General features: G+C 68.2%; 21 protein-coding genes. 11 read left to right on the top strand and 10 right to left on the bottom strand.

Going from position 1 to position 26,199, the window contains the following annotated elements; genetic code table 11:
- The first annotated feature begins 105 nt into the window (after positions 1 to 105).
- Together ITJ49_RS12635 and ITJ49_RS12630 are read left to right on the top strand one after the other, a co-directional pair.
- The gene (locus ITJ49_RS12635; RefSeq protein ID WP_194605821.1) at positions 106 to 2,292 is read left to right on the top strand and encodes a glycosyltransferase; all 2,187 of its coding nucleotides are present in this window, start codon (positions 106 to 108) and stop codon (positions 2,290 to 2,292) included.
- Complete coding sequence (locus ITJ49_RS12630) at positions 2,289 to 3,617, top strand: glycosyltransferase (protein WP_194605819.1); 1,329 nt, start codon at positions 2,289 to 2,291, stop codon at positions 3,615 to 3,617. Before ITJ49_RS12635 ends, ITJ49_RS12630 begins: the two co-directional genes overlap by 4 nt.
- Here the strand turns inward: ITJ49_RS12630 and ITJ49_RS12625 are convergent.
- From ITJ49_RS12625 to ITJ49_RS12595, 7 genes are all read right to left on the bottom strand, one after another.
- Entirely contained in the window at positions 3,527 to 4,291 is a 765-nt protein-coding gene (locus ITJ49_RS12625; protein ID WP_194605817.1) for a hypothetical protein, read from the bottom strand. The genes ITJ49_RS12630 and ITJ49_RS12625 overlap by 91 nt on opposite strands.
- 649 nt (positions 4,292 to 4,940) lie before the next feature.
- Positions 4,941 to 6,416 (bottom strand): phosphatase PAP2 family protein, encoded by a 1,476-nt coding sequence (locus ITJ49_RS12620; protein WP_194605814.1) that lies wholly within the window; start codon positions 6,414 to 6,416, stop codon positions 4,941 to 4,943.
- Positions 6,417 to 6,683: 267 nt separating this feature from the next.
- Positions 6,684 to 7,817 (bottom strand): Gfo/Idh/MocA family protein, encoded by a 1,134-nt coding sequence (locus tag ITJ49_RS12615; protein WP_370544505.1) that lies wholly within the window; start codon positions 7,815 to 7,817, stop codon positions 6,684 to 6,686.
- The gene (locus tag ITJ49_RS12610; RefSeq protein ID WP_194605812.1) at positions 7,814 to 8,686 is read right to left on the bottom strand and encodes a ThuA domain-containing protein; all 873 of its coding nucleotides are present in this window, start codon (positions 8,684 to 8,686) and stop codon (positions 7,814 to 7,816) included. The genes ITJ49_RS12615 and ITJ49_RS12610 overlap by 4 nt, the downstream gene beginning before the upstream one ends.
- A gap of 10 nt (positions 8,687 to 8,696) precedes the next feature.
- Complete coding sequence (locus ITJ49_RS12605) at positions 8,697 to 9,572, bottom strand: carbohydrate ABC transporter permease (protein ID WP_194605810.1); 876 nt, start codon at positions 9,570 to 9,572, stop codon at positions 8,697 to 8,699.
- Positions 9,565 to 10,440 (bottom strand): carbohydrate ABC transporter permease, encoded by an 876-nt coding sequence (locus tag ITJ49_RS12600; protein ID WP_228514468.1) that lies wholly within the window; start codon positions 10,438 to 10,440, stop codon positions 9,565 to 9,567. Before ITJ49_RS12600 ends, ITJ49_RS12605 begins: the two co-directional genes overlap by 8 nt.
- A 95-nt stretch (positions 10,441 to 10,535) precedes the next feature.
- Complete coding sequence (locus tag ITJ49_RS12595) at positions 10,536 to 11,768, bottom strand: ABC transporter substrate-binding protein (RefSeq protein ID WP_194605806.1); 1,233 nt, start codon at positions 11,766 to 11,768, stop codon at positions 10,536 to 10,538.
- Positions 11,769 to 11,968: 200 nt separating this feature from the next.
- Between ITJ49_RS12595 and ITJ49_RS12590 the strand changes: the two genes are divergently transcribed.
- Positions 11,969 to 12,988, top strand: a complete 1,020-nt coding sequence (locus tag ITJ49_RS12590; protein WP_228514437.1) for a LacI family DNA-binding transcriptional regulator — start codon at positions 11,969 to 11,971, stop codon at positions 12,986 to 12,988.
- A 22-nt stretch (positions 12,989 to 13,010) separates the two neighbouring features.
- Here the strand turns inward: ITJ49_RS12590 and ITJ49_RS12585 are convergent, their stop codons facing one another.
- Positions 13,011 to 13,670 carry a hypothetical protein gene (locus ITJ49_RS12585; RefSeq protein WP_194605804.1) on the bottom strand — a complete coding sequence of 220 codons (660 nt, stop codon included), beginning with the start codon at positions 13,668 to 13,670 and terminating at the stop codon, positions 13,011 to 13,013.
- Between the two features lie 21 nt (positions 13,671 to 13,691).
- Positions 13,692 to 15,407, bottom strand: coding sequence for a RecQ family ATP-dependent DNA helicase (locus ITJ49_RS12580; RefSeq protein ID WP_194605802.1), 1,716 nt, complete (start codon positions 15,405 to 15,407; stop codon positions 13,692 to 13,694).
- A 166-nt stretch (positions 15,408 to 15,573) separates the two neighbouring features.
- Here ITJ49_RS12580 and ITJ49_RS12575 point away from each other — a divergent pair, with 166 nt between their 5' ends.
- The 4 genes from ITJ49_RS12575 (at position 15,574) to ITJ49_RS12560 (ending at position 19,925) form a co-directional block, all read left to right on the top strand.
- Positions 15,574 to 16,644, top strand: a complete 1,071-nt coding sequence (locus ITJ49_RS12575) for an aminoglycoside phosphotransferase family protein (protein WP_194605800.1) — start codon at positions 15,574 to 15,576, stop codon at positions 16,642 to 16,644.
- A gap of 74 nt (positions 16,645 to 16,718) precedes the next feature.
- Positions 16,719 to 18,062, top strand: coding sequence for a sugar ABC transporter substrate-binding protein (locus ITJ49_RS12570; RefSeq protein ID WP_194605798.1), 1,344 nt, complete (start codon positions 16,719 to 16,721; stop codon positions 18,060 to 18,062).
- Positions 18,062 to 19,021 carry a carbohydrate ABC transporter permease gene (locus ITJ49_RS12565; protein ID WP_194605796.1) on the top strand — a complete coding sequence of 320 codons (960 nt, stop codon included), beginning with the start codon at positions 18,062 to 18,064 and terminating at the stop codon, positions 19,019 to 19,021. Before ITJ49_RS12570 ends, ITJ49_RS12565 begins: the two co-directional genes overlap by 1 nt.
- Position 19,022: 1 nt before the next feature.
- Positions 19,023 to 19,925: a carbohydrate ABC transporter permease gene (locus ITJ49_RS12560; RefSeq protein WP_194605794.1), complete on the top strand. Its 903-nt coding sequence runs from the start codon at positions 19,023 to 19,025 to the stop codon at positions 19,923 to 19,925.
- Between the two features lie 52 nt (positions 19,926 to 19,977).
- Here the strand turns inward: ITJ49_RS12560 and ITJ49_RS12555 are convergent, their stop codons facing one another.
- Positions 19,978 to 21,744 carry an AMP-binding protein gene (locus ITJ49_RS12555; protein WP_194605792.1) on the bottom strand — a complete coding sequence of 589 codons (1,767 nt, stop codon included), beginning with the start codon at positions 21,742 to 21,744 and terminating at the stop codon, positions 19,978 to 19,980.
- Between the two features lie 140 nt (positions 21,745 to 21,884).
- On the opposite strand from ITJ49_RS12555, the gene ITJ49_RS12550 reads away from it, so the two are divergent.
- The 4 genes from ITJ49_RS12550 to ITJ49_RS12535 all read left to right on the top strand — a co-directional run bounded on the left by ITJ49_RS12550 (position 21,885) and on the right by ITJ49_RS12535 (position 26,195).
- Positions 21,885 to 23,321 (top strand): GAF domain-containing serine/threonine-protein kinase, encoded by a 1,437-nt coding sequence (locus ITJ49_RS12550; protein ID WP_194605790.1) that lies wholly within the window; start codon positions 21,885 to 21,887, stop codon positions 23,319 to 23,321.
- A gap of 62 nt (positions 23,322 to 23,383) precedes the next feature.
- Positions 23,384 to 24,211, top strand: a complete 828-nt coding sequence (locus tag ITJ49_RS12545; protein ID WP_055959120.1) for a LuxR C-terminal-related transcriptional regulator — start codon at positions 23,384 to 23,386, stop codon at positions 24,209 to 24,211.
- Positions 24,212 to 24,363: 152 nt separating this feature from the next.
- The gene (locus ITJ49_RS12540) at positions 24,364 to 25,218 is read left to right on the top strand and encodes an ABC transporter ATP-binding protein (protein ID WP_370544504.1); all 855 of its coding nucleotides are present in this window, start codon (positions 24,364 to 24,366) and stop codon (positions 25,216 to 25,218) included.
- Positions 25,215 to 26,195 (top strand): iron-siderophore ABC transporter substrate-binding protein, encoded by a 981-nt coding sequence (locus ITJ49_RS12535; RefSeq protein WP_194605788.1) that lies wholly within the window; start codon positions 25,215 to 25,217, stop codon positions 26,193 to 26,195. The genes ITJ49_RS12540 and ITJ49_RS12535 overlap by 4 nt, the downstream gene beginning before the upstream one ends.
- Positions 26,196 to 26,199 lie beyond the last annotated feature (4 nt).

The following is a 26,199-nucleotide window of genomic DNA, read 5'->3' as shown; positions in this document are numbered from 1 at the left end:
GCTCGCAGGATCCGCGACGCCCTGTACCCCGCCCCGTACCCCGTCTGAGGCGTCTCCGTCCTGTCGCGCTCCACCAGAACTGCCCCGAACGAAAGGGGAATCGCCATGGGAATCCAGACCTCCCTCGACGCCCTGCACACCGCCGACCGTCTAATCGACGCGATGCGCCTCGCCGACGACCTCGCCTTCGAGGCCGGGCGAACCGGTGGCGTCCGCACCATCAGGATCCTGGCCGCGGCCATCGCCTCAGACGACCAGCTGACGGCCATCGCCGCCACCCATGCTCTCGCCGAGGTCGTCGACGAGCAGGTCGACGGCATCCTCTCGGCGCTGCTGTCGAGTGAGCGGGGATTCCTGCGCGAACACGCGGCCAGCGCTCTCGGCTCCCGGTTGCCCCGGCCCGACACGGTGGGGCGCCTCATCGGCCTGATCAGCGGCGGCGGGTTCGGCGGTATGGTCGCCCAGCGCACTCTCGAGCAGTGGTCGCCGCAGGTTCCCGACCTCGTGGCCGTCGGCCTCGAGGGAGCATTGCTCGGCGTGCGCGAGCCCGCCGCGCGCTATCGCCTCGTCGAGACCCTCGGCCTCGTACGCGGTCGTGTCGCGACGCGTCCGCTCCTCGCGATCGCTGCGGATGCCGCCGAAGAAGAGCGGGTGCGGGTCGCCGCAGTCGCGGCCCTCGGCCAGCGGCGCGGACACCGCAGCATCGCCGGCGTCGTCGAGCAGCTGGCGGTCGGCGACGGGTTCCTCGCGCAGGCGGCACGCATGGCCCTGGTCGACCTGGCCGCCGGAAGCGATCAGAACGGCCGACCCGACGACGGCCGCGACGACGAACCGCGCGAGCGCGAGACCGGTGGCCTCACCGTGGCTCAGCTCTTCCTCCACGCCGACATCGATGCGGGCCTGACCCAGGCGGGCAGCGGCGACAACGGAGGCATCGCGACCCTCCTCGTGCGTCTCGGCGATGAGCTCGTCACCGGTGACACCGTCGACCGCGTCCTTACTCTGTCTCGAGGCTCGGTCGCCGGGGCGCTCGACAGCGTCGCAGAAATTGCAGGATCCGACACGGGACACCTCTACGGGCGCATCCCGCTTCTGAGCGACCCTGTTCCGTCGGCTGAGGCCTGGCCGCTGCGGGTGGCTGCGCGTCGCGGCATCCGCCGGATCCTTCGCGCTTCGGGTGGCGTCGACATGCTGCACCTGCGCATGGCCGATGTGGGCAGCCTGGCCGCCGCCGATGTGGCGCGCGAGCTCGACATTCCCGTGGTGTTCACCGTGGCGCCGGATCCGCACGCCGTCATCCAGTCGCTCGACCTGGCCGGCTCGCTGACGCGCTGGAACTTCGGCGACCTCGACGAGCGCGAGCACTTCTGGTTCCGCAGCCGTCTGGTGCAGGAGCTCGCGGCGAATGCCGCCCATACGGTGCTCTTTCCGCGGCCAAACCTCGAGACCGACATGCGCGAGCTCGTCGGCATCGACGTCACCGCGCACCCCGAGCGACACACGATCGTGCCGGAGGGCATCGACCTCGAGGTCGTCGACCGGGCCGTCGCCGAAGCACGCTGGCACGCGGCGGGGGAGGCGCCCTCCGGGGCTCTCGGCGAACTGCGCGGTCTCGTCGAGGCCCTTCCGGAGGAGCGTCGGGGGCTTCCGCTCATCGTCAGCGTCGGTCGCTTCCACCGGGTGAAGGGCATGGCGACGATCGTCGCCGCGTGGGCGTCGAGCGACCTGAAAGACCGCGCCAACCTCCTCCTGATCGGTGGAAACCTCGACCAGCCGAGCCCCGACGAGCGCGAGCAGCTCGGACTGATGGATCTCGTCGTGCCGTCGGCCGATCGAGCCGCAGCCGGTCTCCTGCTGCCGGGGCACCAGCCGAACGACACCGTCGCTCGCTGGGTCGCCGCGGCCCGCTTCGGTCTGCCCGGGCTGAGTGCCGCCCAGGGCGTCTACGTTTGCGGAAGCCTGAAGGAGGAGTTCGGCATCGCACTCCTGGAGGCGATGGGCTCCGGGCTACTTGTGGTCGCTCCGAACGGTGGTGGCCCAGCCACCTATGTGCACGACGGCGACACCGGGTTCCTCACCCGCACCTGGGATGCCGCACTGTTGCACGACGCGATGCTGTCGGCGCTCGACGCTGCCGCGGGCGAAAGCTCCGACGAGCGGGCCGACCGGTCGCGCGCGACGGTGGAAGACAGCTTCACCATCCAGGCCATGGCCCGGTCGCTCTCGGAGGTCTACGGAGACGTTCACGACGACGAGGTCGTCCTTCACGACTGGAGCCTTGCTACGCGATGACCCTCTTGATCATCAGCCCCGACTACGCTTCGCACCTTCTTCCGCTGGCGACTCTCGGCACCGAATGGCGCGACCGCGGTGACCGCGTCGTCGTCGCGACGGGCCCTGCGACGGCCGCCATCGTCGAGTCGTTCGGGTTCGAGCGCATCAATCTGCAGCTCGCCCGCGGGTCGAACCCGGGTGTCATCCGGGCGGAGGAGCAGCCCGAAGGCGAAGACGACTCGCTCCGTGGCTTCTTCGACGCCACCCGCGAGGGCATGGTCGAGACCCTCGCGTATCAGGCCGCAGAGCGCCTCACCGACCTCATGTGGATGCCGGTCGACACGGCCCGGCAGGTGCAGCGCGTCGTCGCCGAGGTGAAGCCCGACCAGATCATCGTCGACCACCTTGCGTTCAGTGCGAGGCTGGCGCTGACCGCGGCGCGCATCCCCTTCGCCGACGTCGTGCTCGGTCACCCCAGTGCACTGCCGGTAGCGGGAGAGGTGTACGGCTACCCGCCGGCGTGGCCGGGTGCGTTCGAGCCGGATCCTGCGTCGTTGACCGATTTGCGCGAGCTCTGCGACCGCGTCAGCGACTCCTTCACCCGCGAGTGGAACACCGCTCTCGCCGAGCTCGACCCGCAGGCGCCACCGAGCGAGTCGGCGTTCGCGGAGCACGGCGACCTGCTGCTCTACAACTATCCGGCTGAGCTGCACGACCCCGCGAGGGCGCTGCCGCCTCACGCGTTCTTAGGCTCGGCCGTGCGCGACGAGCCGGTCGATGCCGAGGTCGAGGAGTGGCTCGCGTCGTCCGATTCGCCGTTCGTCTACGTGAGCTTCGGGTCGTTCCTGTCGGTGCGCTCCGACGTGGTGGCCCGGGTCATCGAAGCTCTCGAGTCGCTCGGCCTGCGGGCAGCGGTCGCGGTCGGTTCGGCCGATCGCCTTGATCTTGGTTCCCTCCCGAGTGAGTGGTTGGTCCGTGAGTTCTTGCCGCAGGTGCGACTCCTCCGAGCCGCTTCGGCCGCCGTCACGCACGGGGGCAACAACAGCGTGACCGAGGCGATGACCGCGGGCGTGCCCCTGCTCGTGCTGCCGTTCTCGACCGACCAGTTCGCCGGTGCCGAGTCCATCGAGCGTGCGGGGTTCGGCATCGCTCTGGCTCCGAATACGGCGACCGTGCCGGAGCTCGGCGCGGCTCTCCTAGCGGTGTTGGACTTGCCCCGCGAGAAGCTCGACGCGTTGTCGGCCTCGCTCGGTCAGACGCCCGGGCGCACGCGAGCGTTCGATGCGCTCGTGTCGAACACGAACCTAGCCATGTCGTCCGAGCTGCCGGACGCCACGCGATAGCTCTCCATGAGGGCCGCGTTGGCGTCGTAGTGCGGCCCTTCGCGCACCTCAGCCGTGTGGTGCAACGCATAGACGGCCCCCTCGTGACGCTGGGGCGGGGCGCCGAGCAGCGTCTCGTGAGCGACGAACCAGGCCGCGTCTTCGAAACCCCAGCCGCGGAAGCGCTCGTCCTGCCCACCGTGGCTCCACCAGGTCGCGGGCGTCGTGACGTAGACGCCCGAGCAGGCGCCGCGCACGAGTTCGAACTCGCACTCGGCGAGGGGCGTTCCGGCGTGGAACTGCTCGGTGCCCTCGCGCCCGAGCCAGTGGTACTCGGTGTACGGGAGTTGCACGAGCGGCGACGTGCGAGCGGCGGCGATTGCGGATCGCAGCGGGCCGATCTCGGGGAGCGTGTCGGCGTCGCCGATCACGACGACCTCGTCGGCAATGCGTGCGGCGTCGGTGTCGTGTGCGTCGGCGTCGCGTGCGGCGCCGGCTGCGCGTGCCGAGTCCGCGTTGCGGGCCGCGTTGGTCACGCCGATGTTGCGGCAGCGGGCCAGGTTGAAGACCTCGTCACCCGAGTCGACGGTGACGATCTCGGCCTCCGGAAGATGCTCGCGGTACCAGGCGACGACACGCTCGAAGGCGTCCACGCGAGAGGGCTGAGGGCGCCAGGGGAGCACGACGGTGACCATCCGTCGAGCCTAGCTGTGCGGTCAGGGCGGGGAACGCAGGATCCGGCACACGTCGCTCGGAACCTGAGCCCGTCACGCCTCGAACTGCGCTCAGCCCCCGCTGCCGGCCGGTATGGGGTTGCACGCAAATTTGAAGGAGAAATCGCCGGTCGACCCCCGCCGATCGCGATGAATGCGTCGGGTGCCCGTGCATTCTCCTTCGAATTTGCAGCCTGTGCGGGTCGTTCACTTCCACGTGGTCTCGTGCGGCAGAATACGAATATCGGTCTGGGAATCCAGGCAAGCCTAGGCCGGACTCGAAGGATAAAGAGAAAAACCCCTGCAGGAACAGGGGTTGATCTCGCCTCGTGAGAGGCCAGTGGTCTGAGTTGCACGTAAACTCGGATAACTGACCATCCGAGTATACGTGTATCCCCTTCCGTCCGGTAGGGGTGCGCAGACCGCAAGCCTCCTGCCCTGGTGATAGGGAGGCCCGCGATGGCAAAACATCGTCGTCGTGACAGACGGAGCAGAGGATTTGTGCTGTGCGCCCACGTCGTTAGCTTGCTGACAGCGTTGGTGTCACTAGCCGCCGCTCTGCTTCGACTGTTGTAGGTCACCAGAGGCGGCCCCGAGTCCACTCGGGGCCGCCTCGCCGGTTTCGAACCGCTCAGCGGCGGTGCGAGACGACCTTGACGACCTTGGCCTTACCGCCGGTGCTCAGCACGGTGACCGTCTTGTTCTTGTTCAGCTGCACGGTCGCGCTCGTGGCGGCCGCGAGGTTGAGGCGCTGCCATGAGCCGGTTGCCTTGCGGGTCTGGTCGAGCGGGTAGCCGGATGAGATCTCGGTCTGAGCGAGCACCGAGGTGCGCTGGGCCGCAGTGAGGGTTGGGAATGCGGTCTGGAGCAGGTTGCCGGCACCGGCGGGCACGGAGGCCTTAAGGCCGCTTGTGCCGACCTTCGGGATTCCGTACGTGAGGCGGCTCGTGTAGACCTTCACGGCCGACTTCCGATCGGTGACGACCTGAGCCGTTCCGCCGGGCAGCTTCTTTCCGGCGTACGGGTTGTTCGTGTAGTTCTTCTCCGAGGCGATGCACTTCGCGAGGGAGGCTCCGCACTGCTTCGAGAGGTAGCTCGTGAGCTCCTTGCGCGCCGGGGTCAGAACACCGTCGACGTACGCCTTGTCCGACCAGCGGGCAGCCAGCGCCGCCTCGCCGTCGATGCGACCGCCGATGATGTCGAGCGGGTAGTGCACCCCGAGGACGATGCGGTTGTTGCCGGCCTCGGAAGCCCGGGTCAGGATCTCCGGCGCGAGCTGGGGGAGCAGGGTCGCGAGCGTGATTCCGGCCTGGTAGGCCGTCGTCGTGTGGCCGCTCGGGAACGACCCTCCCGTGCAGATGCCTGTCGTGCTGTAGCTCGGCGACAGGGCGACATCGCTCGACGAGAAGCGGTGGCTCGAGTCGACCGCGTCGGCAACGCGCATGATCTTGAGGTTGCCGGCGGCGTCGGCGTAGCTGTGGCCGACCCGGTTCGTCAGGAGCGAGGAGGCGTTGACGACGGTGGGGGAGCAGCCGGCGGCGTCACCGGCGACCGGAGTCGATGTGGAATCGGTGGGAACGAAGGGGCGCGGGTAGCTGAAGTTCGCCTTTGCGGCGCTCGTGCCGACGTAGGCGCCCGAGGTGCCGTTCGAGCTGTTGATGAGAGCCGACGTCAGTGGAAGCGCCCCCGAGTTGCGGCCCTTGATGTAGATCGCAGCGAGCTTCGAGCCGAGTGCATCGGCGATCGTCATCGACTGGTCGTACGCCGTGCCGGTGGCGTTCTGGTACTCGGAGTCTTGCAGGGCCCGGAACTTCTGTGCCGCGGTGGCGTGGTTGTTGATCCAGACGGCGAGCTTGTCGTTGGTGGCGAGAGTGGGGCCGTCCTCGACCGTGCCGTGCAGGTCGTTCTTGCCGGTCGACGTCCAGAACTGGTTGTAGCCGGTGAGCAGCGGGATGAGGTCGGGCGCGGTGGAGTCGCTCGGGTAGATCGTCGCGGCGGTCGCCGCGGTAGCGGACAGCGGGGTCGCGACAAGAGCCGCAACGGCGACCGCGGCAGCGATGCTGAAGCCGGCGCGAGTCAGTGCTCGGGTATGCGTGGGTGTGGGCATGGGTCCTTCTCCGGTTCGCCAGTGTCGCGGGCAGAGCGGCACCGAGGGGGTGGTGAGGGATTGACGCTAAGACACGGAGTTGACCGGCACCCCACGAACTGGGGTCACGCAGGTGAACAATATTGCGCGGTGTGCACTATCGCGGGTCGGCAGCGGGTGCCGCGGGGCCGCGCTGCAAATTCGAAGGAGAAACCGCCACTCGACCCCGGCCGATCGCGATGTCTTCGTCGGCCGAGCGCGGTTTCTCCTTCAAATTTGCAAGAGGGGCTACACGGCCGACGCGACCTGCCCCAGCGCCGCCCGCGCCGAACCCCACGACGCCAACCGCTCGCGCACGTCGTCACGCTGCTCGACCTCCAGCGCCGAAGCGAGCGACGCGTCGAGCACATCGTCGATCAGGATCCGTCGGCCCTCGTTTTTCGAGGCAATGGCCGCCTCGACCATGGCCAGGCTCAGCACGTTGCCGTGCACCTCGCCGTCGGGGCTCTCGCCCGTGCGGAGGGCACTGACGAACGCCGCGAGGGATCCTGCGATTTCTACCCCGACCGATTCGAGAGTGTCGGGGGCGCCCGGCTGGCCGTCGATCTCGCTCACGGGAGCGTCGTCACCGCTCCAGATCGCGGCACCGGCCTCGCCCGAGACCCGCCAGGAGCCGTTCCACGACGTCTCGAGGCCGGGGCTGCACCACGAGCCGTCGTACGTGTACCGCAGGCCGCCCTCGAATTCGAAGATCGCCGAGGCCGCCGCATCGCCCCGGTACCACGACCACGACGGGTTGAACGATTCGCAGTAGACGGCGACCGGTTCGGCGTCGAGCAGGTAGCGGGCCGAATCGAAGGCGTGGATTGCCATGTCGAGGAGGAGGACGTCGTCCATCTCGTCGCGGAACCCACCGAAGTGCGGGGCCTTGGCGAACTGCGTGCTGAGCAGGCCGAGCCGTCCTAGTAGTCGGGCATGCTGCTTGAAGGCGACGAGCTGGTCGTTGTAGCGGCGCGATTGCGACACCATGAACAGCTCGCCGGTGATCTCGGCCGCAGCCACCAGCGAGAGCGATTGCGCGACGGTCGGCGCGACGGGCTTCTCGCCGAGCACGGGCAACCCGAGGAAGAGCGCCTGGGTCGTCACCGGGTGGTGCGCGACCGGCACGGTGATATCGAGGATCGCGTCGGGCCGGGTCGACTGGACGAGGGTTTCGAGATCGACGTCTACCGGGAGTGCCGGGTCGCCGTAGTGGGCGGCACCGGCACGCGCCGTGTCGAGATCGAGATCGACGATGCCGACGAGTTCGACGTCGGGGGAGGCAGCGACCGTCGAGAGCCACGCCCGACCCATGCCCCCGGCGCCGACCTGGATCACCCGGAGTGGCCGGTCGGCGGAGTCGACCCGGCGGAAGGCGCTCACGCGGAGACCGAGGATCCGGCCGACGCCGCGACGTCCGACCCCGAAGCGGAAGCCTCCGCCGAAGGGGCAGGGGCCTCGAGCGGGTGATCGAACGGCCCGGCGTAGTGCTGCCCGTCGAAGTATTCGCCGAGGTCGTAGCGACGGAGCGTCGGCATCTCGCGCGGGCGCTCGGGGCGTGCCCACTCGCAGCCGTTGGCGAGTACGCGACGGACGTCTTTGTGGAAGTAGACGGGGAAGTCTTGGTCGCCGGGCGAGAAGTAGAAGATCTTGCCGAGGCCGCGACGGTAGGTCATTCCGGAGCGGAACACCTCGCCGCCAGTGAAGCCCGAGATGAAGATGAGCTCATCGGGCGTCGGCACGTCGAAGTACTCGCCGTACATCTCTTGCTCGGGGATCACGATGGGGTTCGGCACGCCGCGGGTGATGGGGTGCTGCGGGTTGACCGTCCACACGAGCTCCTGGTCGTGCTCGCTGCGCCAGCGCAGGGTGCAGGTGGTGCCCATGAGCTTGCCGAAGACCTTCGACCAGTGGCCCGAGTGCAGCACGAGCAGGCCCATGCCCGAGAGCACGTGGCGGTGCACACGGTCGACGATGAGGTCGTCGACGTCGGCGTGGGCCGCGTGCCCCCACCAGGTGAGGACGTCGGTGTTTTCGAGCAGCTCGTCGGTGAGGCCGTGCTCGGGCATGTCCATCGTCACGACGGTGATGACGGCGTCGGGGAGGTTCTCTTGGATGCCGGCGGCGATGGCCCCGTGCATGCCGTCGGGGTATCGCTCGGCGACGTGGGCCTCCACCTTCTCGTGGACGTTCTCGCCCCAGACGGTGATTCGAAGGGGCGCAGCGCGGAGGGGTGACGTGGTGTCAGTCATGGGGAGTCCTTTACTTGACCGCGCCACCGGTGGCACCGGCGGCGATGAATTTCTGGGCTGCGAGAAGCAGCACGATGGCGGGGATGGAGGCCATCACGGCGGCGGCCATGACGGTCGACCAGTCGGAGGTGAACGTGCCGATGTACTGGTAGATGCCGAGGGTGATCGGCTGGACGTCCTGCGTCGTCGTCAGGGTGAGGGCGAACAGGAAGTCGCTCCAGGTGAAGAGGAACGTGAACAGTCCGGCGGTAATCAGCGAGTTGACGCTGATCGGGAGCACGATCGAGCGGAAGGCCCGGAAGTTCCCGGCCCCGTCGACCTTCGCCGCCTCGATGATCGAGGTGGGGATGTTGAGCATGAAGGCCCGCATGATCAGGATCGCGAACGGGATGCCCGCGGTCGAGTCGGCGAGGATCAGCCCCGGGATCGAGTTGAGCAGACCGAGGTCGTTGTAAGCGGCGTAGAGCGCGTTCGCGACCACGATGCCCGGGATCATCTGCGAGATCAGGATCCCGAACAGGAGGGCGTTCACGCCCCGCACCTTGAACTGGGCCAGCGCGTAGGCAGCGGGCGTCGCGATCACCAGGCTGATGATCACGCTCCCGAGAGCGACGAGCAGGCTGGTGACGAGGTTGCCCGCTTGATCCTGGAACGCCTGCACGTAGCCGTTGAACTGCGCGTGGATCGGGAACCAGGCGGCCTCGATGGCCGGCCCGGCGGGCTGCAGCGAGATGTTGATCATCCAGTAGACCGGGAAGAGCATGACCGCCAGGATGAGCACGCCGACAGCGGTGAGGAGGTACTTCTTCCCGTTCCCGCGGACGCGGGGTTTGGGCGTTGCCCCGCGGCCGGCGGGGCGCCGGAGGGGGAGTGCGGTGTCAGTCATCGACGGCCTTCCTGTTGAGGCGGAGATAGACGATCGCGAACAGGGCCGAGATCACGATGAGGATGTTGCTGAGAGCGGCTCCCGAGCCGAAGTCGAACTGCTTGAACGACAGGTCGTACGACTGGGTCGCAATCGTCTGCGTGGCATTCGCCGGGCCGCCGTTCGTCAGGCCGAGGATGATGTCGAGCACCTTGACCGTGTAGACGACTCCGAGGACGAGCACGACGCTGACCACCGGTCGCAGCATCGGCCAGGTGATGTGGCGAAACGCCTTCCACCCGGTCGCGCCGTCGAGCGAGCCCGCCTCGTAGAGCTCTTCGGGGATGTCTTGCAGCCCGCCGTACAGGATCGTCGTGTTGAAGGGGATCCCGATCCAGATGTTGACCAGGATCACGGTGATCAGGGCCACGCTCGGGCTTGTGAGCCAGGGCACGGGGCCGATGCCGACTCCACCGAGGAACTGGTTGAGAACGCCGGAGTCTTGGTCGAGGATCCACTTCCAGACCGCGCTCGAGACGATGAGCGGCAGCAGCCAGGGCAGCAGCAGCAGCGAGCGGAGCACGCCCGACAGCGGGAAGTTGCGGCGGAAGAACAGGGCGAAGAGGAGACCGATCGCGAACTGCCCGACGATTGAGCCGATTGTGAAGAGGGCGGTGTTGAGCAGCGCGGTGCCGAAGAGCTGCGAGCCGAGCACCTTGACGTAGTTCTGCAGGCCGACCCAGGGGGCTTCGCCGGTGTAGAAGGTCGTCGTCGTATAGGCCTGGAAGCTCATGATGACGTTCTTCGCGACGGGGAAGCCGAAGAAGAGGAGGAGGTAGACGGCGGCCGGCACCAGGAACAGGAGTTGGAACAGTCGCTCCAGCTTCATGCCGCCCGGCCTCCGCCGGGGCCGCGGCGACGAGACGCGGGTCTCGTCGGCCGCGGCCCGGCGCGTGGTGCGCGCCTGTGCGGTGGAGGTCATCGTCAGTTGCTCGACTGGGCGTTCTTCAGTGCGTCGGCGGGCGACGACTGACCGGTGAGCGACGACTGCACGGCGGTGTAGATCTTCGTCGCGGCCTTGGGCCAGTCTTCGCCGAGCTCGCCCGTCCGGGCACGAGCACTGGCGACCAGGTCGACGAACACCTGTTCTGCGGGAACGTCTATTCCGAACTGCTCGGCCGCGGCGGTCTTCGAGGGGATCGTGTATCGGAGTTTCGCCATGCCGAGCTGGTTCTTCTCGGAGTTCATGCAGTCGACGATCTTCGCCGCGACCTTCTGCTTGGCCTTGTCGCCGGTGTTCGGGACCGTCCAGACCTCGCCGCCGAGCGGGGCGACCGCGGTGTCGCTGGTCGATTGCACGGGGATCTGGGCGATCCCGTAATCGACCTTGCTGTCTTTTAGGCCGGGGATCTGCCACGGGCCGTTGATCATCATCGCGGTCTTGCCGGCGATGAACTGGTCGTTCACGTCGGCCTGCGTCCAGTTGACGACGCTCTTCGACATCGAGCCGTCTTTCACGAGGTCGGTCCAGAGCGATAGGGCCTCCTCGGTCTGGGGCGTGTTGATGTCTTTCTCGTCGCCGCCGTTCGACCACATGAACGGCAGGAACTGCCAGGTGCCCTCGTAGGTGGCGTTCGCGTCGACCGCGAAGCCGTACTGGCTGCCCTTGGTGAGCTTCTTCGCGTCGGTCTTCAGCTCGTCCCAGGTGGTCGGGGGAGTGATGCCGGCCTTGTCGAGGATGTCTTTGTTGTAGAACAGCGCGATCGTGTTGACGGTGGGGGCGAGGCCGTAGACCTTGTCTTTGTAGGTACCGGCGTCGAGCACGCCCTTGGCGTAGCCGTCGGTCGAGATGCCGTAGTCGGTCAGCGGCGACAGGGCGCCGGTCGCCGCGATCTGCTGCAGGTCGGGGTTGTCGAGCATCAGCACGTCGGGCAGCGTCTTGGAGGAGGCCTGTTGAAGGACCTTCTGGATCAACGAGGATCCCGGCACCAGGGTCCGGTTGATCTTCACGCCGTTCGCGGCCCCGCATTTGTCGAGGTAGTCGCCGATGACGGTCTTGTCGTTGCCCTGGTTGTAGTAATCGAGGACGGTGATGGAGTCGACCTTGCCGGACGACGTCGAACCTCCGCTGCCGGAGCAGCCGGCGAGCACGAGGGGGATGGTGGCAGCCATGGCGACTGCTCCGAGGGCGGTTCCGAATCGGGATCTAGGCTTCATTGCTTAGCTCTTCTCTTGATGGGTGCAGGGCACGGCATCGTGACTGCCGCGATCGGGAGCCGCAGCCGGATCGCTTCGTCGCGTTCCCGAGTGGGCACGACCGTAGCAGTAAAGCGCTTAGCCAGTAAAGCGCTTAACGCAGATTTCTCGGGAGTGATTCACGAGTACAGTGACTCCACCGGGACCACGAGGGGGCAGGCATGGCGACCATGCAGGAGGTGGCGATCCGCGCGGGCGTCTCGATCGCGACCGTGTCGTTCGTCGTGAACGGCACCAAAAATGTCTCGCCGGGCACGCGCGAGAAAGTCACGACGGCCATGGCCGACCTGGGCTTCCGCAATAACGTGGTGGCCCGGGCGCTAGCCAGCCGTCGCACCCGGATCCTCGCTCTGTTGTTTCCTGCGCTCGAGCACCGCCTCGGCAGCACCGCGCTGCAATTCGTGTCAAGTGCAGCGGCCCGCGCCTCCGAGCTCGGTTACCACCTCGTGCTCTGGCCTGCCGGCACCACCGCTGACGATCTCACCGAGCTGCTCTCGGGCGGTCTGGCCGACGGCGTGCTCGTGATGGAGGTCAAGATGACCGACCCGCGCATCGAGAAGCTGGTCGAGATGGACGTGCCTTTTCTGTCGATCGGGCGCACGTCGGATCCTTCGGCTCTGCCGTTCGTCGACATGGATTTCGAGACGACCGTCGAGAACGGCCTCGACTACCTGCAGGGTCTCGGCCACCGACGAATCGGTCTCGTGATCGAAGACCTCGAGGGCACCTCGATGGACGGCTACGGCCCGCACATCCGCGTCGAGCGGTCGTTCCGGAGCGGAATGATGCGCCGGAAACTCACCCCGGTGGTCGTGGCGTGCGGTCCTTCGGCACGCGGCGGGCGGGAGGCGGCCCGGATGCTGCTCGAGCAGGACCCGAAACTCACGGCCGTCATGATCATGAAAGACGACTCCACGTTCGGGCTCGTGAGCGGCCTCACGTCGGCGGGGCTCAGCGTGCCGGACGACGTCTCGATCCTGGCCGTCGCCTCGTCGAACGAGTCGGGGGCCGCGACCGAGCCGGTGCTCTCGACGATGAACGCCCCCGGCCACGAGCTCGGCGGCCTGGCCGTCGAGGCGCTCGTCGCCCGACTCGACACCGGATCGACCGAGCTGCCGCACGTGCTTCTTCCCTGCGTGCTGAACGTCGCCGACTCGACCGTGGTGGCCCGCGAGCGGTAGCTCCGAGGAGCCGACCAGTCGCTCAGGCGCCGGCGATTCCGAGTCCCACGAAGACGAGACCCGTCACGGCGAGCGCTGCGGCGAGCAGGCGGCGGAAATCCTGCCGACCGAGCCACGAGGATCCGCGAGCCGCGAGCCCGGCCACCCCGGGCAGACGCTCCCACAGGAGGCCGAGCACGAGGTACGGCCCGATCATGGCCGCGACGAAAACGCCGTAGGCCGCGATGCGCAGGCCCCAGTCCGGGCTCAACCCCGAGATGACGCGGCCGGTGACGTACATGGTCACGACGCCGCTGATGCTCACGAGCGTATTGGCGAAGCCGAGGGCGACGAGGTCGACGGGTCGAGTCCGCCGGGTTCGGGGCCGCCTGATCTTTCGGGGTCTTCTGCTCAGACGAATGACGACGAGTGCCGTCAGGAGAAGGAGGGCCGCGGCGACGAAGTCGACCGATCGGCGGATGAGAGCCGCCTCGACGCGTCCGCGATACGAGTCGATGAACGTCTGCGGGTCGACGCTCCGGAACGCGACGAGGAGAAGCGTCGCAGCCACGACCATGCCGAGGCAGAGGCTGCCGATGAGGAGGAGGGGGTGTCGGTCGCCGCGGGTCAGCACGCGGAGGGCTATGCCCGTGAGGGCGGGGCTGAAGCCCATGACGAGCCCCAGGCTGATCAGGGGAACCACGGGTGGATGCTAGCGGGCTTCTCAGACGAGCGTGAGCAGATCGTGTTCGACCACGTCGGTCACGCCGAGCACTTTGTAGCCCTCGCTCTCGAAGAACACGGTCACCCTGTCGCCGTCGGTGCTCATCACGGTGCCTTCGCCCCAAGCCGCGTGCGTCACCCGCGCGTCTGTGGGGAAGACGGCAGGATCCGGCGTGCCGTCTGCCGAACCGGTCACCCCGTCGCCGCCCGGCTCGCTCTCCGCGCGCTCGCAGTCATCGCAGTTGCCGCAGCGCTCGGGCGAGTCCTCGCCGAAGTAGCCCAGCAGGCGCCGTCGCCGGCAGCCCGGAGCCTCGGCGAAGGTACGCATCATGTCGATTCGCGACTTCTCGACGCGCTCGCGGGTCTTCGCGATCGAGCGAGCCGCCTCGGCGGCACCGCGCGCGTCGAAGTCACCGACGACCTCGAAGCCGTCGGTGCTCTCGGCCAGGGTGCCGGCTTCGAGCAGCAGGTCGATGAGCCTCGACACCGTGCGGGAGCCGAGAGCGAGCTGGTCGGAGACCTCCCGACGGGTGGCGGGCCGGCCGGCGGCCTCGAGGGCGGTGAACACGGCGCGGAGCTCCGACCGACGGGGGAGCCCGGACGCGAAGAACGAGCGGAGCGAGAGATCCTCGGCCCGGTAGTGGAGAGTCGCCAGCGCGGGCTCGCCGTCGCGGCCGGCCCGGCCGATCTCCTGGTAGTACGCGTCGAGGGAGTCGGGAACATCGGCGTGCACCACGAAACGGACGTCGGGCTTGTCGATGCCCATGCCGAAGGCGCTCGTCGCGACCACGACATCGACCTCGCCGGCGTGGAAGCGCTCGTGCAGCTCTCCGCGCTCGGCGGAGCGCTGGCCGCCGTGGTAGCCGACGACCGTCCGGTCGGGGCACCGTTCGGCGATCTCGGCGGTGTAGCTCTCGGTCTCCCGGCGGGTGGCGACGTAGACGATGCCGGGGGTGACTTCGTCCGCGACCTGATCGACGACGGCCCGGATTTTCTCGTCGTCGTCTTCGTGGCGGACGACCTCGAGCCGGAGGTTCGGCCGGTCGAAGCCCCGGCTGAGGATCAGCGGGTCGTCGAGACGCAGCCGCTCCACGATCTCGTCCCGGACCGGGCCCGACCCGGTCGCCGTGAGGGCGAGAACTCCTGGCCGTCCGAGACGTTCCACGATCTCGCCGAGGTGCAGGTAGTCGGGCCGGAAGTCGTGCCCCCACGACGACACGCAGTGCGCCTCGTCGACGACGACGAGCCCCACTCCCGCGTCCCGCAGTCGATCCACGGTCTCGTCGCGGGCGAGCTGCTCCGGGGCGAGGAAGACGTATGTGATCTCGCCCGCAGTGAGGCGGTCCCAGCTCTCGTCGTTCTCGGCGTCGGTCCGGCCCGAGTTGACGGCGACGGCGGCGGGCGCGTCCGGGCGTCCGATGAGGCCGGCAACCTGGTCGGCCTGCAGGGCGATGAGCGGCGACACGACGACCACGGGTGCGCCGAGTACGGCCCCGGCGACCTGGTAGATCGCCGACTTGCCAAAGCCCGTCGGCATGATGGCGAGCGTGTCGCGTCCGGCGACAACGGCCTCGATGGCTTCGAGCTGAGCCGGGTGAAGATCGTCCCAGCCGAACAGGTCGGCCGCGGCTCGGGTGATGCGCTTGGTGTCGGTGTCGGTGGTGGTGCGGGTGTCGCTGTGGGTGGGCGTGCTGCGGCGGGTGCGGGCGGTGCTCATGGCGTCTCTTTCGAACGGGAACAGATGTCTAGCCCAGTCCCGCTCGGATCGACACGCCGACCACTGTCAGTTGTTCCCTGGCCGACTCGTACCCCGTCGGCGGCGCGGTCGCGAAGCATACCCGGTCGACCGGTCGCGCGCTCCCGTCCGCCGGTACGGTCGAACGATGTCCCCCGATCTCGACGCATCGCTCACCGCCTGGGTGCTGGCCGACTTCGACCTCACTGTGGTCGAGAGGCGACAGCTCGACGGCGGTTGGGATCCCGACGCCACCGTCTGGTGGGCACGTGGTCACGACGGGCGAGAGTGGGCCGTGAAATGGACCCGCCGCGACACCCGCTACGGGCTGCGCCTCATGCGGTCCCTCGCCGAGGCCGGCACGGTCGGGGTTCCCGCGCCTCTCCTGTCGGGCCGTATCCCCTGGAGCGAGCGACTCGGCGGACGCCTCTCGCTAACCGAGTGGATCTCGGGGGACGACGCCTTCGACACCGGCCTCGACACGGCTGGCTGGCAGGCCTTCGGCCGTCTGCTCCGCCGGATCCACGAGCACGGGCCGGTCACGTCAGACGACAAGGATCCGGGCCCCGACGCCGCCGACATCATCGGGCCCCGGGCCGAGACCGCTCGGCGCGGCATCCGTCGCTCCGGCATCCACGTCCGCCGGCGGCTGTCTGAGATCGACGCCCTCGTCTCCGCCCTTCCGGACCACGCGGATCCTCGTCTGACGCTCTTCGCACGCCAGTGGCCGGCCGCCCGCGCTCGGATCGAGCGACTCCGCGAGACGGCGCGGACCCTGAGGAGCACGCGAGAGCCGACGAACCGCGTCAGCTGCCACGGCGATCCGCACCTCGGCAACGTCGTGCTCGACGCCGACGGGCGGCCCTGGCTGATCGACTTCGACGATGCCGTCCGCGCGCCACGCGAGGTCGACCTGATGCTCGTCGAGCTGGGCGTGCTCTTCTCCGTCGTCATCTCCGACAGCGATCGGGAGGCATTTCGTCTCGGTTACGGCCCATACCGGGTCGACGAGGATCGCCTCGTGCGGTTCGGCTGCGTTCGCGCCGTCGAAGACCTGGTCGAGACAGCACACGAGCTGCTCACCCACAAGTCGCGCGCCACCGTCGACGAGCTGGTCGATCTCTTCGACGGGATTCTGTCGGACGACGGTCTGGCCGGTCTCGTCGAGTCGCGCCTCCGATCGAGCGCGGACGAGGCCAGACGGCTCGATCTCGCCTGAAGGTCGTTTTGACCCGGGCGCTCTCGACCATTCGCGCCTAGTTTTCCTCGTAGACGAACGCGGGGAGAACAACGGTGTCGAAGGCGATCACACGGCGAGGAGTGCTCACGGGCGCGTTCGCCACTGCGGCTGCGGCCACCCTGGCGGCCTGCACCTCGACCCCCGGACCTGTCGCCGCGGGAGGCGCGGCAGGGTCGAAGGCGGGAAGCCGTGCCGTGTCGGGCACTCTGACCTTCGCCTTCTGGGGCGGCAGCGATGGCGAGACGGCGGGCTTCGAAGAGGTCAAGGCGAAGTTCGAGGCGAGGAACCCCGGCACGACGATCGAACTCAAGACCCTGCCCTACGCCGGGTTCTTCTCGAGTATCGATCGCGGCATCGTCTCGAATACCGCTCCCGACGTGTTCCGGGTCGACTACACGTCGATCGGCAAGTACATCTCGCACGGCGTCCTGCTCGACGTGACACCGTACTTCAGCGTCGCCGAGACCGAGGCGTTCCTGCCCGCGTTCTGGAGCGCCGTCCAGTACGACGGGCGCGCGTGGGGGGTGCCGCATCAGACCGATACGAGCGCCGTCGTCTACAACACCAAAGCGTTCGCTGAGGCGGGCATCGGCGCCGTCCCCGACCGCCTCGCCGACGCGTGGTCGTGGGACGAGTTCAGCGCTGTGGCCGCCAAGCTGCGCAAATCGTTGCCGGAGTCCAAGTATCCGTTCGCGTACGACTGGACCGCCGCCGGCGCCTACCGGTGGTCGTCGTTCGTCTACCAGGCCGGCGGTTCCCTCCTCTCGGACGACCTGAAGAAACCAGCCATTCCGAGCGCCGCCTCGCGGAAGGCGCTGGAGTTCACGAAGGGCTTCTTCGACAAGAAGTGGGTGCCGGCCAACAACACCATCAAGACGACCGTCTACTCCGACAACTTCTTCCTCAACCAGACCGTCCCCATGACCTTCATCGGCGACTTCCTCGTGCCCGAGATCGCCGACAAGGCCAACGGCTACCAGGGCGGCGAGTGGGCGACGACGTTCCTCCCGCAGGACGAGACGGCCGCCGCCGACCTCGGCGGCAACGCAATCGTGGCCTGGAAGGGCACCGAGAACCCCGACCTGGCGGCGGCGTTCCTTAAGTTCCTGGTCAGCGAAGATGCGATGAAGCGCTTCTGCGAGCTCGCCACCGAGCTGCCGACGCTGCAGTCTCTCGCCGCCGAGACCCTCGACTATCAGACCCGGCCCGACTCGATGAAGGTCTTCACCCAGCAGGCCACCACGATCACCGACGTCGTCGTGAAGGAGACCACCGTGCCCGGCTTCGCCACCATCAGCACCACCCTGCAGGATCAGCTCGAGCTCGGCCTCACCGGGGGCGACAGCGACACGACACTCCGAGCCATCGCGTCGGGAATCCGCGGGGCGGTCGCCTGATGTCCGCCTCCTCGACGGCGTCGACGCTTCGCCCGGGTCGGGTCGATACCAGACAGAAAACCCCGTTCAGGATCCGGGCAACGACCTCCATCGCGGCCAGTGCTTTCCTGCTGCCCAACGTGCTGATGCTCGGCCTGTTCACCCTCCTCCCGCTGGTCTACGCCTTCGTGATCAGCTTCCAGTCGCTCGACTCGCTGGGCTGGACGACGTGGGCGGGCTTCGGCAACTACGTCACGATGGTGAGCGACCCGGTGTTCTGGCGCTCTATGGCCAACACGGGCGTTTTCACCCTGTTCACCGTCCCGGTGGGCATGGCCATCGGGCTCGCCATCGCCGTGCTGCTGAACGGCGTCCTCCCCGGGCGCACTGTGTTCCGCTCGATCATCTTCCTGCCCCTCGTCGTCTCCGGCGTCGCCACCGGCGTCCTCGGGGCCTGGATGTTCGACCAGAACAACGGCTTCATCGACAAGATGCTCCAGGCGATCGGCCTGCCGTCGATCGACTGGCAGTCAAACGGCGCCTGGGCGCTTACGGCGATCATCCTCGTCACGTTGTGGCAGCGGGTCGGATTCGACATGCTTATTTACCTGGCCGGTCTCCAGGGAGTCGACCCCGGGGTGCAGGAGGCCGCTCGGGTCGACGGGGCGTCCGCGTGGCAGTCGTTCCGTTACATCACGCTCCCGTTGCTCGGGCCGTCGACCTTCTTCCTGCTGATCATGAACCTCATCTACTCGTTCCAGGTGTTCGACACCGTCTGGGCGATGACCCGGGGCGGACCCGGCTACTCGACGACCACCGTCGTCTCGTACGCCTACCGCCTCGCCTTCGACGAATCTGGACCGTCGTTGCTCGGCTACGGGGCCGCGGTCGGCGTCGCCATCTACCTCATCACCCTGGCGATCACCGCCATCCAGTGGCGAGCCAATACCAGGCGCGAGCGCGCCGAGCAGGGGATCTGAGATGTCGTCTCTCACCGATGTGTTCGAGGTCGCGGGCGACCTCCCCGAGATCGCCCGGACGCCGAAGCGGGCGCCCAAGCCCAAACACGGCAGACTTCTCTGGCTCCGCCTGACCGCGGCGATCGTCATCACCGTCGTCATGGCGTTCCCGCTGTACTGGATGCTCCTCACGGCGTTCTCGACCCGGGTCGACCTCTATGCGCCCGGCCTCCACCTCTGGCCGCGCCACCTCACGCTCGACAACTTCGTGCAGCCCTTCGAGGCGTTCCCCGTCTGGCGATGGTTCGGCAACTCGCTGTTCATCGCCGTGATCGTGACGGTTATCACCGTCGTCTGCAACCTGCTGGCGGGCTACGCCTTTGCCAAGCTCCGGTTCCGTGGCCGCAACGCCCTCTTCCTACTGCTGCTGTCGACCATGATGATCCCGCCGCAGGCGATCATCGTGCCGCAGTTCAAGCTCTCAGTCGGCCTGGGCCTCTACGGGTCGCCGTGGAGCGTCATTCTGCCCGAGGCGGCGGTGATCTTCGGGGTGTTTCTCGCCCGGCAGTTCTTCATCGCGATCCCTGACGAGCTGGTCGAGGCTGCACGCGTCGACGGGGCGGGGCACTTCCGGGCCTTCTGGTCTGTCGTGCTGCCGCTCTGCAAGCCCCTGCTCGCGGTTCTCGTGCTGCTGACCTTCATGGGGGAGTGGAACGCGTTCGGTTGGCCCCTCGTCGCGCTCTCGGGCGACCAGAATCAGTTCACCCTGCCCATCGGCATCGTCGCCGACCTTCAGGGTCAGTACACCTCGAACTACGGCGCGATCATGGCCATCAACCTCCTGATGATTTTGCCCATCGTCGTGCTGTTCGTCGCGTTCCAGAAGTACTTCGTCGAAGGTCTGGCGCGCTCCGGCCTCAAGTGAGCGGCCGGCCGCGAGAAGGGCGGCGGCGGCAGTGAGCCGCGCCAGGCTCGGGCTACCGGCGCCCCGCACCCAACTCGGGAAAATCGGTGTCGCGCCACTCGCCGTCGAGCGGCTCGGCACCCGGCAGAACGGCGCGGTCTTCGCGCTCGCGGAGCTCGACCCGGCGGATCTTGCCCGAGATCGTCTTCGGCAGCGGCCCGAACTCGACGCGCCGGACGCGCTCGTAGGCGGGCAGTGCCGAGCGAGCGTGCCCTAGCACGGCAAGGGCGGTCTCGGCGGTGGGCTGCCACCCGGCGGCGAGCGTGACGTACGCCTTGACGACATTCAGCTTGATGTCGTCGGGCGCCGGCACGACGGCCGACTCGGCGACGGCAGGGTGCTCGAGGAGGACGCTCTCGACCTCGAACGGCGACACCTTGTAGTCGGACGACTTGAAGACGTCGTCGGTGCGCCCGATGAACGTGATGAAACCGTCATCGTCGCGCGAGGCGACATCGCCGGTGTGGAAGACGCCGTCCCGCAGGGCCGCGGCCGTGCGGTCGGCATCGCCGAAGTAGCCCGACATGAGATTGACCGGGCCCGCCGAGAGATCGAGACAGATCTCGCCCTCGGATCCTGCCTCGCCGGTGACCGGGTCGATCAGGGTGACCGCGACGCCGGGAAGGGGCTTGCCCATCGAGCCCGGCTTCACGACGTCGCCCGGGCGGTTGCCGATGATGGCCGTCGTCTCGGTCTGGCCGTAGCCGTCGCGGATCGTCAGGCCCCAGGCCTTCTCGACGCGGGCGATGACCTCGGGGTTCAGGGGCTCGCCCGCCGAGACGATCTCGCGGAGGCTGCTCGGGCGCGCGCCGAGATCGGCCTGGATCAGCAGACGCCACACCGTCGGCGGCGCACAGAAGGTCGTCACACCGGCCGATTCGAGCTGCCCACGCAGAGCCGCGGCGTCGAACCGGCCGTAGTTGTAGACGAACACGGTCGCCTCGGCGATCCACGGCGAGAAGAAGCAGCTCCACGCGTGCTTGCCCCAGCCGGGCGAGCTGATCGCCAGCTCGACGTCGCCGGGTCGGAGGCCGAGCCAGTACATCGTGCTCAGGTGGCCGACCGGATAGGAGACCTGCGTGTGCACGACCATCTTCGGCCGGGAGGTGGTGCCGGAGGTGAAATACACGAGGCACGCGTCGTCTCGGCCGGTGGTGATCGACGGGCGCGCGGATCCTTTTGTCGCTTCGGGGTCGAGGGAATCCGGGTAGTCGACCCAGGTGTCGTCGGAGGCCGCAGCCGCGCCGCCCACAGCGATGCGGGTGAAGTCGCCGGTGACCGTGTCGAACTTGTGCGTCTCGTCGGCGTTCGTGATCACGTGGCGGACGGCGCCGCGATCGATGCGATCTTGAAGGTCGTGCGACTCGAGCATCGTCGAGGTCGGCAGGATGACCGCGCCGAGCTTGATCACCGCGAGCATGGTCTCCCACAGCTCGAACTGGTTGCCAAGCATGAGCAGCACGTGGTCGCCCTTGCCGACACCCAGCCGATACAGGTGCGTGGCGAGCTGATCGGAGCGGGTGGCCATCTCGTCGTAGGTGGTCTGCGACGAGCGGCCGTCTTCCTCGACGATCCAGAGGGCCACGCGGGAGTTGCCCCGCGCGATCACATCGAACCAGTCGGTCGCCCAGTTGAACGTGTCGCCGACGGCCGGCCATTCGAACGAGTCGACCGCTGCGGCGGCCTCGGCGGCCAAGTCGGTCGAACCGATCGAGTCGGTCGAACCGATCAGCGAATCACGGGCGGCTCGGTAGGCAGCGGTGCCCGGAGATGTCGTCATGAAGCCATCTTGCCCGCTCCACCTCCGAGTGGGTTCCCCGCTAGCGGGCCTGTACCCAGGGCGCAACCGGGGGCGCCGAGCGCGGCGACTCGGCATACTGGACCCGTAGAGCCGCCCGTGCGACAGGAAACGAGACGACGATGACCCTCCCCGATCAGGAGAGCGGCGACCCGGTGCGCATTCTCGGTGGGCGCTACCGCCTCGAGAAGGTCATCGGTCAGGGCGGCATGGCCGTCGTCTACCGCGGTCACGACGAGACCCTCGACCGGTCCGTCGCTGTCAAGGTGTTCCACGCCGGGCTCGTCGACATCGCCCGCCAAGAGGCCGAGCAGGGGGTGCTAGCCTCCCTCGAGCACCACAACCTGGTCAGCCTTCTCGACGCCGGAGTGACCGAGACCAACGGTCGGCCCGAGCGATTTATCGTCATGCCCTTCGTCGCCGGGCAGAACCTCGAGGAGCGGCTCTCGGCCGGGCCCCTTGCAGCACGTCACGTCGCCGAGATCGGCTACGACCTCGCCGAAGCCCTCGACTACATCACCGCGCACGGCATCATCCACCGCGACCTGAAGCCGTCGAACATCCTCCTCGTCGACTACGGCAACCCGACCGATCGCGCCCGCGCCAAGCTGACCGACTTCGGCATCGCGCTCGCCGACGACGTCGAACGCCTGACCGCCGACGGCATGACCACCGGCACGGCCGCTTACCTCAGCCCCGAACAGGCCCGCGGAGCACACGTCGGCCCGGCGAGCGACGTCTACTCGCTCGGTCTCGTGCTGCTGCAGTGCTTCACGCGGCGCCGCGAGTTCCCCGGCTCGCTCGTCGAATCGGCGGTCGCCCGGCTCTCGCGCGACCCGGTGGTACCCGAGCCGCTTCCGGCGCACTGGCGGCACGCTCTCACCGTCATGACAGCGCAGGATCCGGCGGCCCGCCCAGTGGGCCCCGCGCTCGTGGCGCTGCTTCGCGACGTGGTCCTCGCCGAAACCGCCGCGTCGAGCGAGGGGTTTGTCGGCGGTATCGAGGCCGCTTCGGCCGCCGCCGCTCCTTCCACCTCGGCCTCCGCCACGACCGCCGCACACCCGGCAGCTCTCGACACGCTGCCGGGCGAAGCCCTCGAGAGGCTCACGACGCTCGCGGCCCGACTCTTCGACGCGCCGATCGGTCTCCTCAACGTGATCGACGACGACCGCGTCTGGTCGCACTCGTACTTCGCCGAGGGCGTCGACGACGCGGCCCGGAACATCGCCTTCGACCCTGCGTCGCCGATCTCGACCGTTCCGGTCGTCATCCCCGACGGCACGATCCACCCCGAGATGCGCAACAGCCCCCTCGTCACCGGCTCGCTGGGCCTCCGGTTCTACATCAGCGTTCCCGTCACCCGGCACGACGGCCAGACCATCGGCACGCTGTCGGTGCTCGACGTGGTCGCGCGGAGCGTCACCGAGGGCGAGCTGGCGAACCTCGAAGATCTGGCCGCTCTCGCGGCGTCGCAACTGGAGCTGCGCCAGGAGTCGCTCCGCACCACGAGCGATGCGCTGTCGCTCGGCGACTGGGATCAGCAGACCCAGGCCATGTGAGCATGGCCGACCCGGTGGCGAGCTACCCGATCGGGTAGGGAGGCGGCGGGTAGGGTGGGCCCGTGAACGAGCTCGCGGATCCTGATGTCCATGCGTCTCGCGAGCTCCTCCTCGAGCACGCGCGCACCGTTTCCGAGCAGGCCGACCGGCATGCGGTGACGCTGGAGTCGATGCTCGCCATCCTCCGATCGGGGCGCCTCGACGACCGGGCTGCCCGAGCGCTGGCGATCGACGTGGCCGCGGCGTCGCTCGTCGAGGCGCGGATGGCGACCGACCAGCAGCGCGAGGCCATGCTCGAACCTGTCGTCGGCGCGTTCGCCCGGCTTCGAGCCGACCTCCGGCCGCTTGTGCGGTTCGGTGACCTCGACGTGCAGTTCGTTGAGCCTCCCGTCACTGGCCGAGCCCTGCCCGGAGAGGTGGCCCATGCGGCGCGGGCGATCGTCCGGAGCGCCGTGCTGGCCTTCGTCGACACGGGGGAGAGCCGTCGCGTGCGCATCCAGTGGGACTGCGACGGGCTCAACCTGCTCATCGGAATCCGCGACGACGGGCTCGGCGAGTTGACCGTGCACGACGATTCGCTCAGTCCGATCGCCGAGCGGGTGTCGGCTCTCGACGGCGAGCTGCGGGTGTCGTCGACTCCGGGCTGGGGGTCGGAGCTGTCGGTCGCCCTCCCGCTCGATCCGCCGGCTGAGCCCGATCCGCTGCTCGAGGCCGTCGAGTTGAGCCCGCGCGAGCGCGAGGTGCTGCGGCTTGTGGCGTCGGGTGCGCGCAACCACGACGTCGCTCAAAAGCTCGGCATCAGCGACAACACGGTCAAGTTCCACGTGTCCAACCTGCTGCGGAAGGCCGGGGCGCGGTCGCGGGCGGAGCTGGTGGCGCAGGCGCGATAGCTGTCTGGTTGCTTCTGCGCGTCTGCTCATCGCGTTCGTCGAGAGTGCCCAAATGGGCCTTGCTGCCTCGCCCCGAGGCTCATTTGCGTACTTTCGCCCGCCCCCGGCGACAAAGGTGGCTAGGGAAAGGTTGGTTAGGCTAACCTAACCAAGTGACCTTCCAGGATTCGAACTCCCTTCCCCTGACCGTGGGCGATGACCTCTCGGCCCAGTCGATCGACGTCGCCTACGACGGCGTTCCCGTTGTCCGCGGTGCCGACCTGACGTTCGAGACCGGCCGGGTCACGGCTCTCGTCGGCCCCAACGGCAGCGGCAAGTCGTCACTGCTCCGCACCATGGCGCGGCTGCAGAAGCCCGCGGCCGGCGACCTCCGTCTTCGCGACTCCGACGCCCTCTCGCTCTCGATTCGAGACTTCGCGAAGCGGGTCGCGCTGCTCACTCAGGGGCGCCCCACGCCGGGCGGGCTCACCGTTCGCGACGTGGTCGACTTCGGGCGTCACCCGCACCGCAGCCGCTGGGGTCGGTCTGACGCCGGGGGAGCGGCAGCGATCGACCACGCGCTCGAGGTCACCGGCATGACGGCGTTCGCCGAGCGAAGCGTCGAGCACCTCTCGGGCGGACAGCTGCAGCGTGTGTGGCTGTCGAGCTGTCTCGCACAGGAGACGGGTGTCGTGCTGCTCGATGAGCCGACGACGTACCTCGACCTCCGCTACCAGGTCGAACTGCTCGACCTCATCCGCGATCTCGCCGACGACAAGGGCATCGCAGTCGGAGTCGTACTCCACGACCTCGACCAGGCCGCCGCGGTCGCCGACAGCGTCGTGCTCCTGGACGCGGGCCGCGTGGTCGCGACCGGCGCACCCTCCGACGTGCTCACCTCCGACCTTCTGACCCGGGTCTACGGCATCCGCATCGATGTCGACACCGACCCCGCCACAGGCCGTGTGCGCACCCGCGCCATCGGCCGCCACCACACCCGCAGCGAAAGGCTCCACACCTCCTCATGATTAGACGACGACTCCTTCTGACCGCCGCCCTCGCCACCTCGGCCGCGCTCGCGCTCAGCGCGTGCGGCACCACCGAGGCGGCGGCCCCCGAGACGAAGGCGGCCGCGGCGGCGATCTCTCTGACCGACGCGAGCGGCACGAAGATCACCCTCGACGGACCGGCCACGAAGGTCGTCGGAACGGAGTGGAACGTCGTCGAGAGCCTGCAGTCGCTCGGCGTCGCTCCGGTCGGGGTCGCCGACGTAAAGGGCTACAACGCCTGGGATTCCACCGTTCCGGTGGCCGCCGACACGAAAGACATCGGCACCCGCGGCGAGCCGAGTCTCGACACGATCGCCACCCTCGCTCCCGACCTCATCGTGGCGACGACCGATCTGACCACGGCCTCGCTGAAGCAGCTGCGCAAGATCGCTCCCGTGCTGGAGGTCCGCAGCGCGAACGGCACCGGCCAGATCGACCAGATGTTCGAGAACGTCGACCTCATCGCCAAGGCCACCGGCACCGAAGAAAAGGCCGCCGAGCTCAAGAAGTCGTTCGACACCACGATCGCCGACAGCAAGAAGGCTCTCGCCGACGCTGGCCTGGACGGCGCGAAATACACCTTCGCCGATGGCTACGTCGATGCCAACCAGGTGAGCATTCGCCCGTACACGGCGACGTCGCTGATCGGCGAGGTGAGCAGCGAGCTCGGTCTCGAGACCGCCTGGAAGCTGAAGGGCGACGCCGACTACGGTCTCGCCGCCACCGACGTCGAAGGTCTGACGAAGCTCGGCGACGTCCAGTTCCTCTACGCGACCAACAAGGTGGACGGCGACGATCCCTTCGCGAAGACGCTCGCGTCGAACGCGGTGTGGAAGTCGCTCCCGTTTGTCGAAGACGACCAGGTGCACCGCCTGCCCGACGGCATCTGGATGTTCGGTGGCCCGGAGTCGATGGAGGCCTACGCTGACGCGGTCGTCGCCGCCCTCGTGAAGTAGCACC

It is taken from the genome of Frondihabitans sp. VKM Ac-2883 (assembly GCF_015350875.1).
In the GTDB taxonomy this organism is placed as follows: Bacteria; Actinomycetota; Actinomycetes; order Actinomycetales; family Microbacteriaceae; genus Frondihabitans.
Note: the sequence above shows the minus strand (reverse complement) of the source record. Positions and strands in the feature narration are given on the sequence as shown.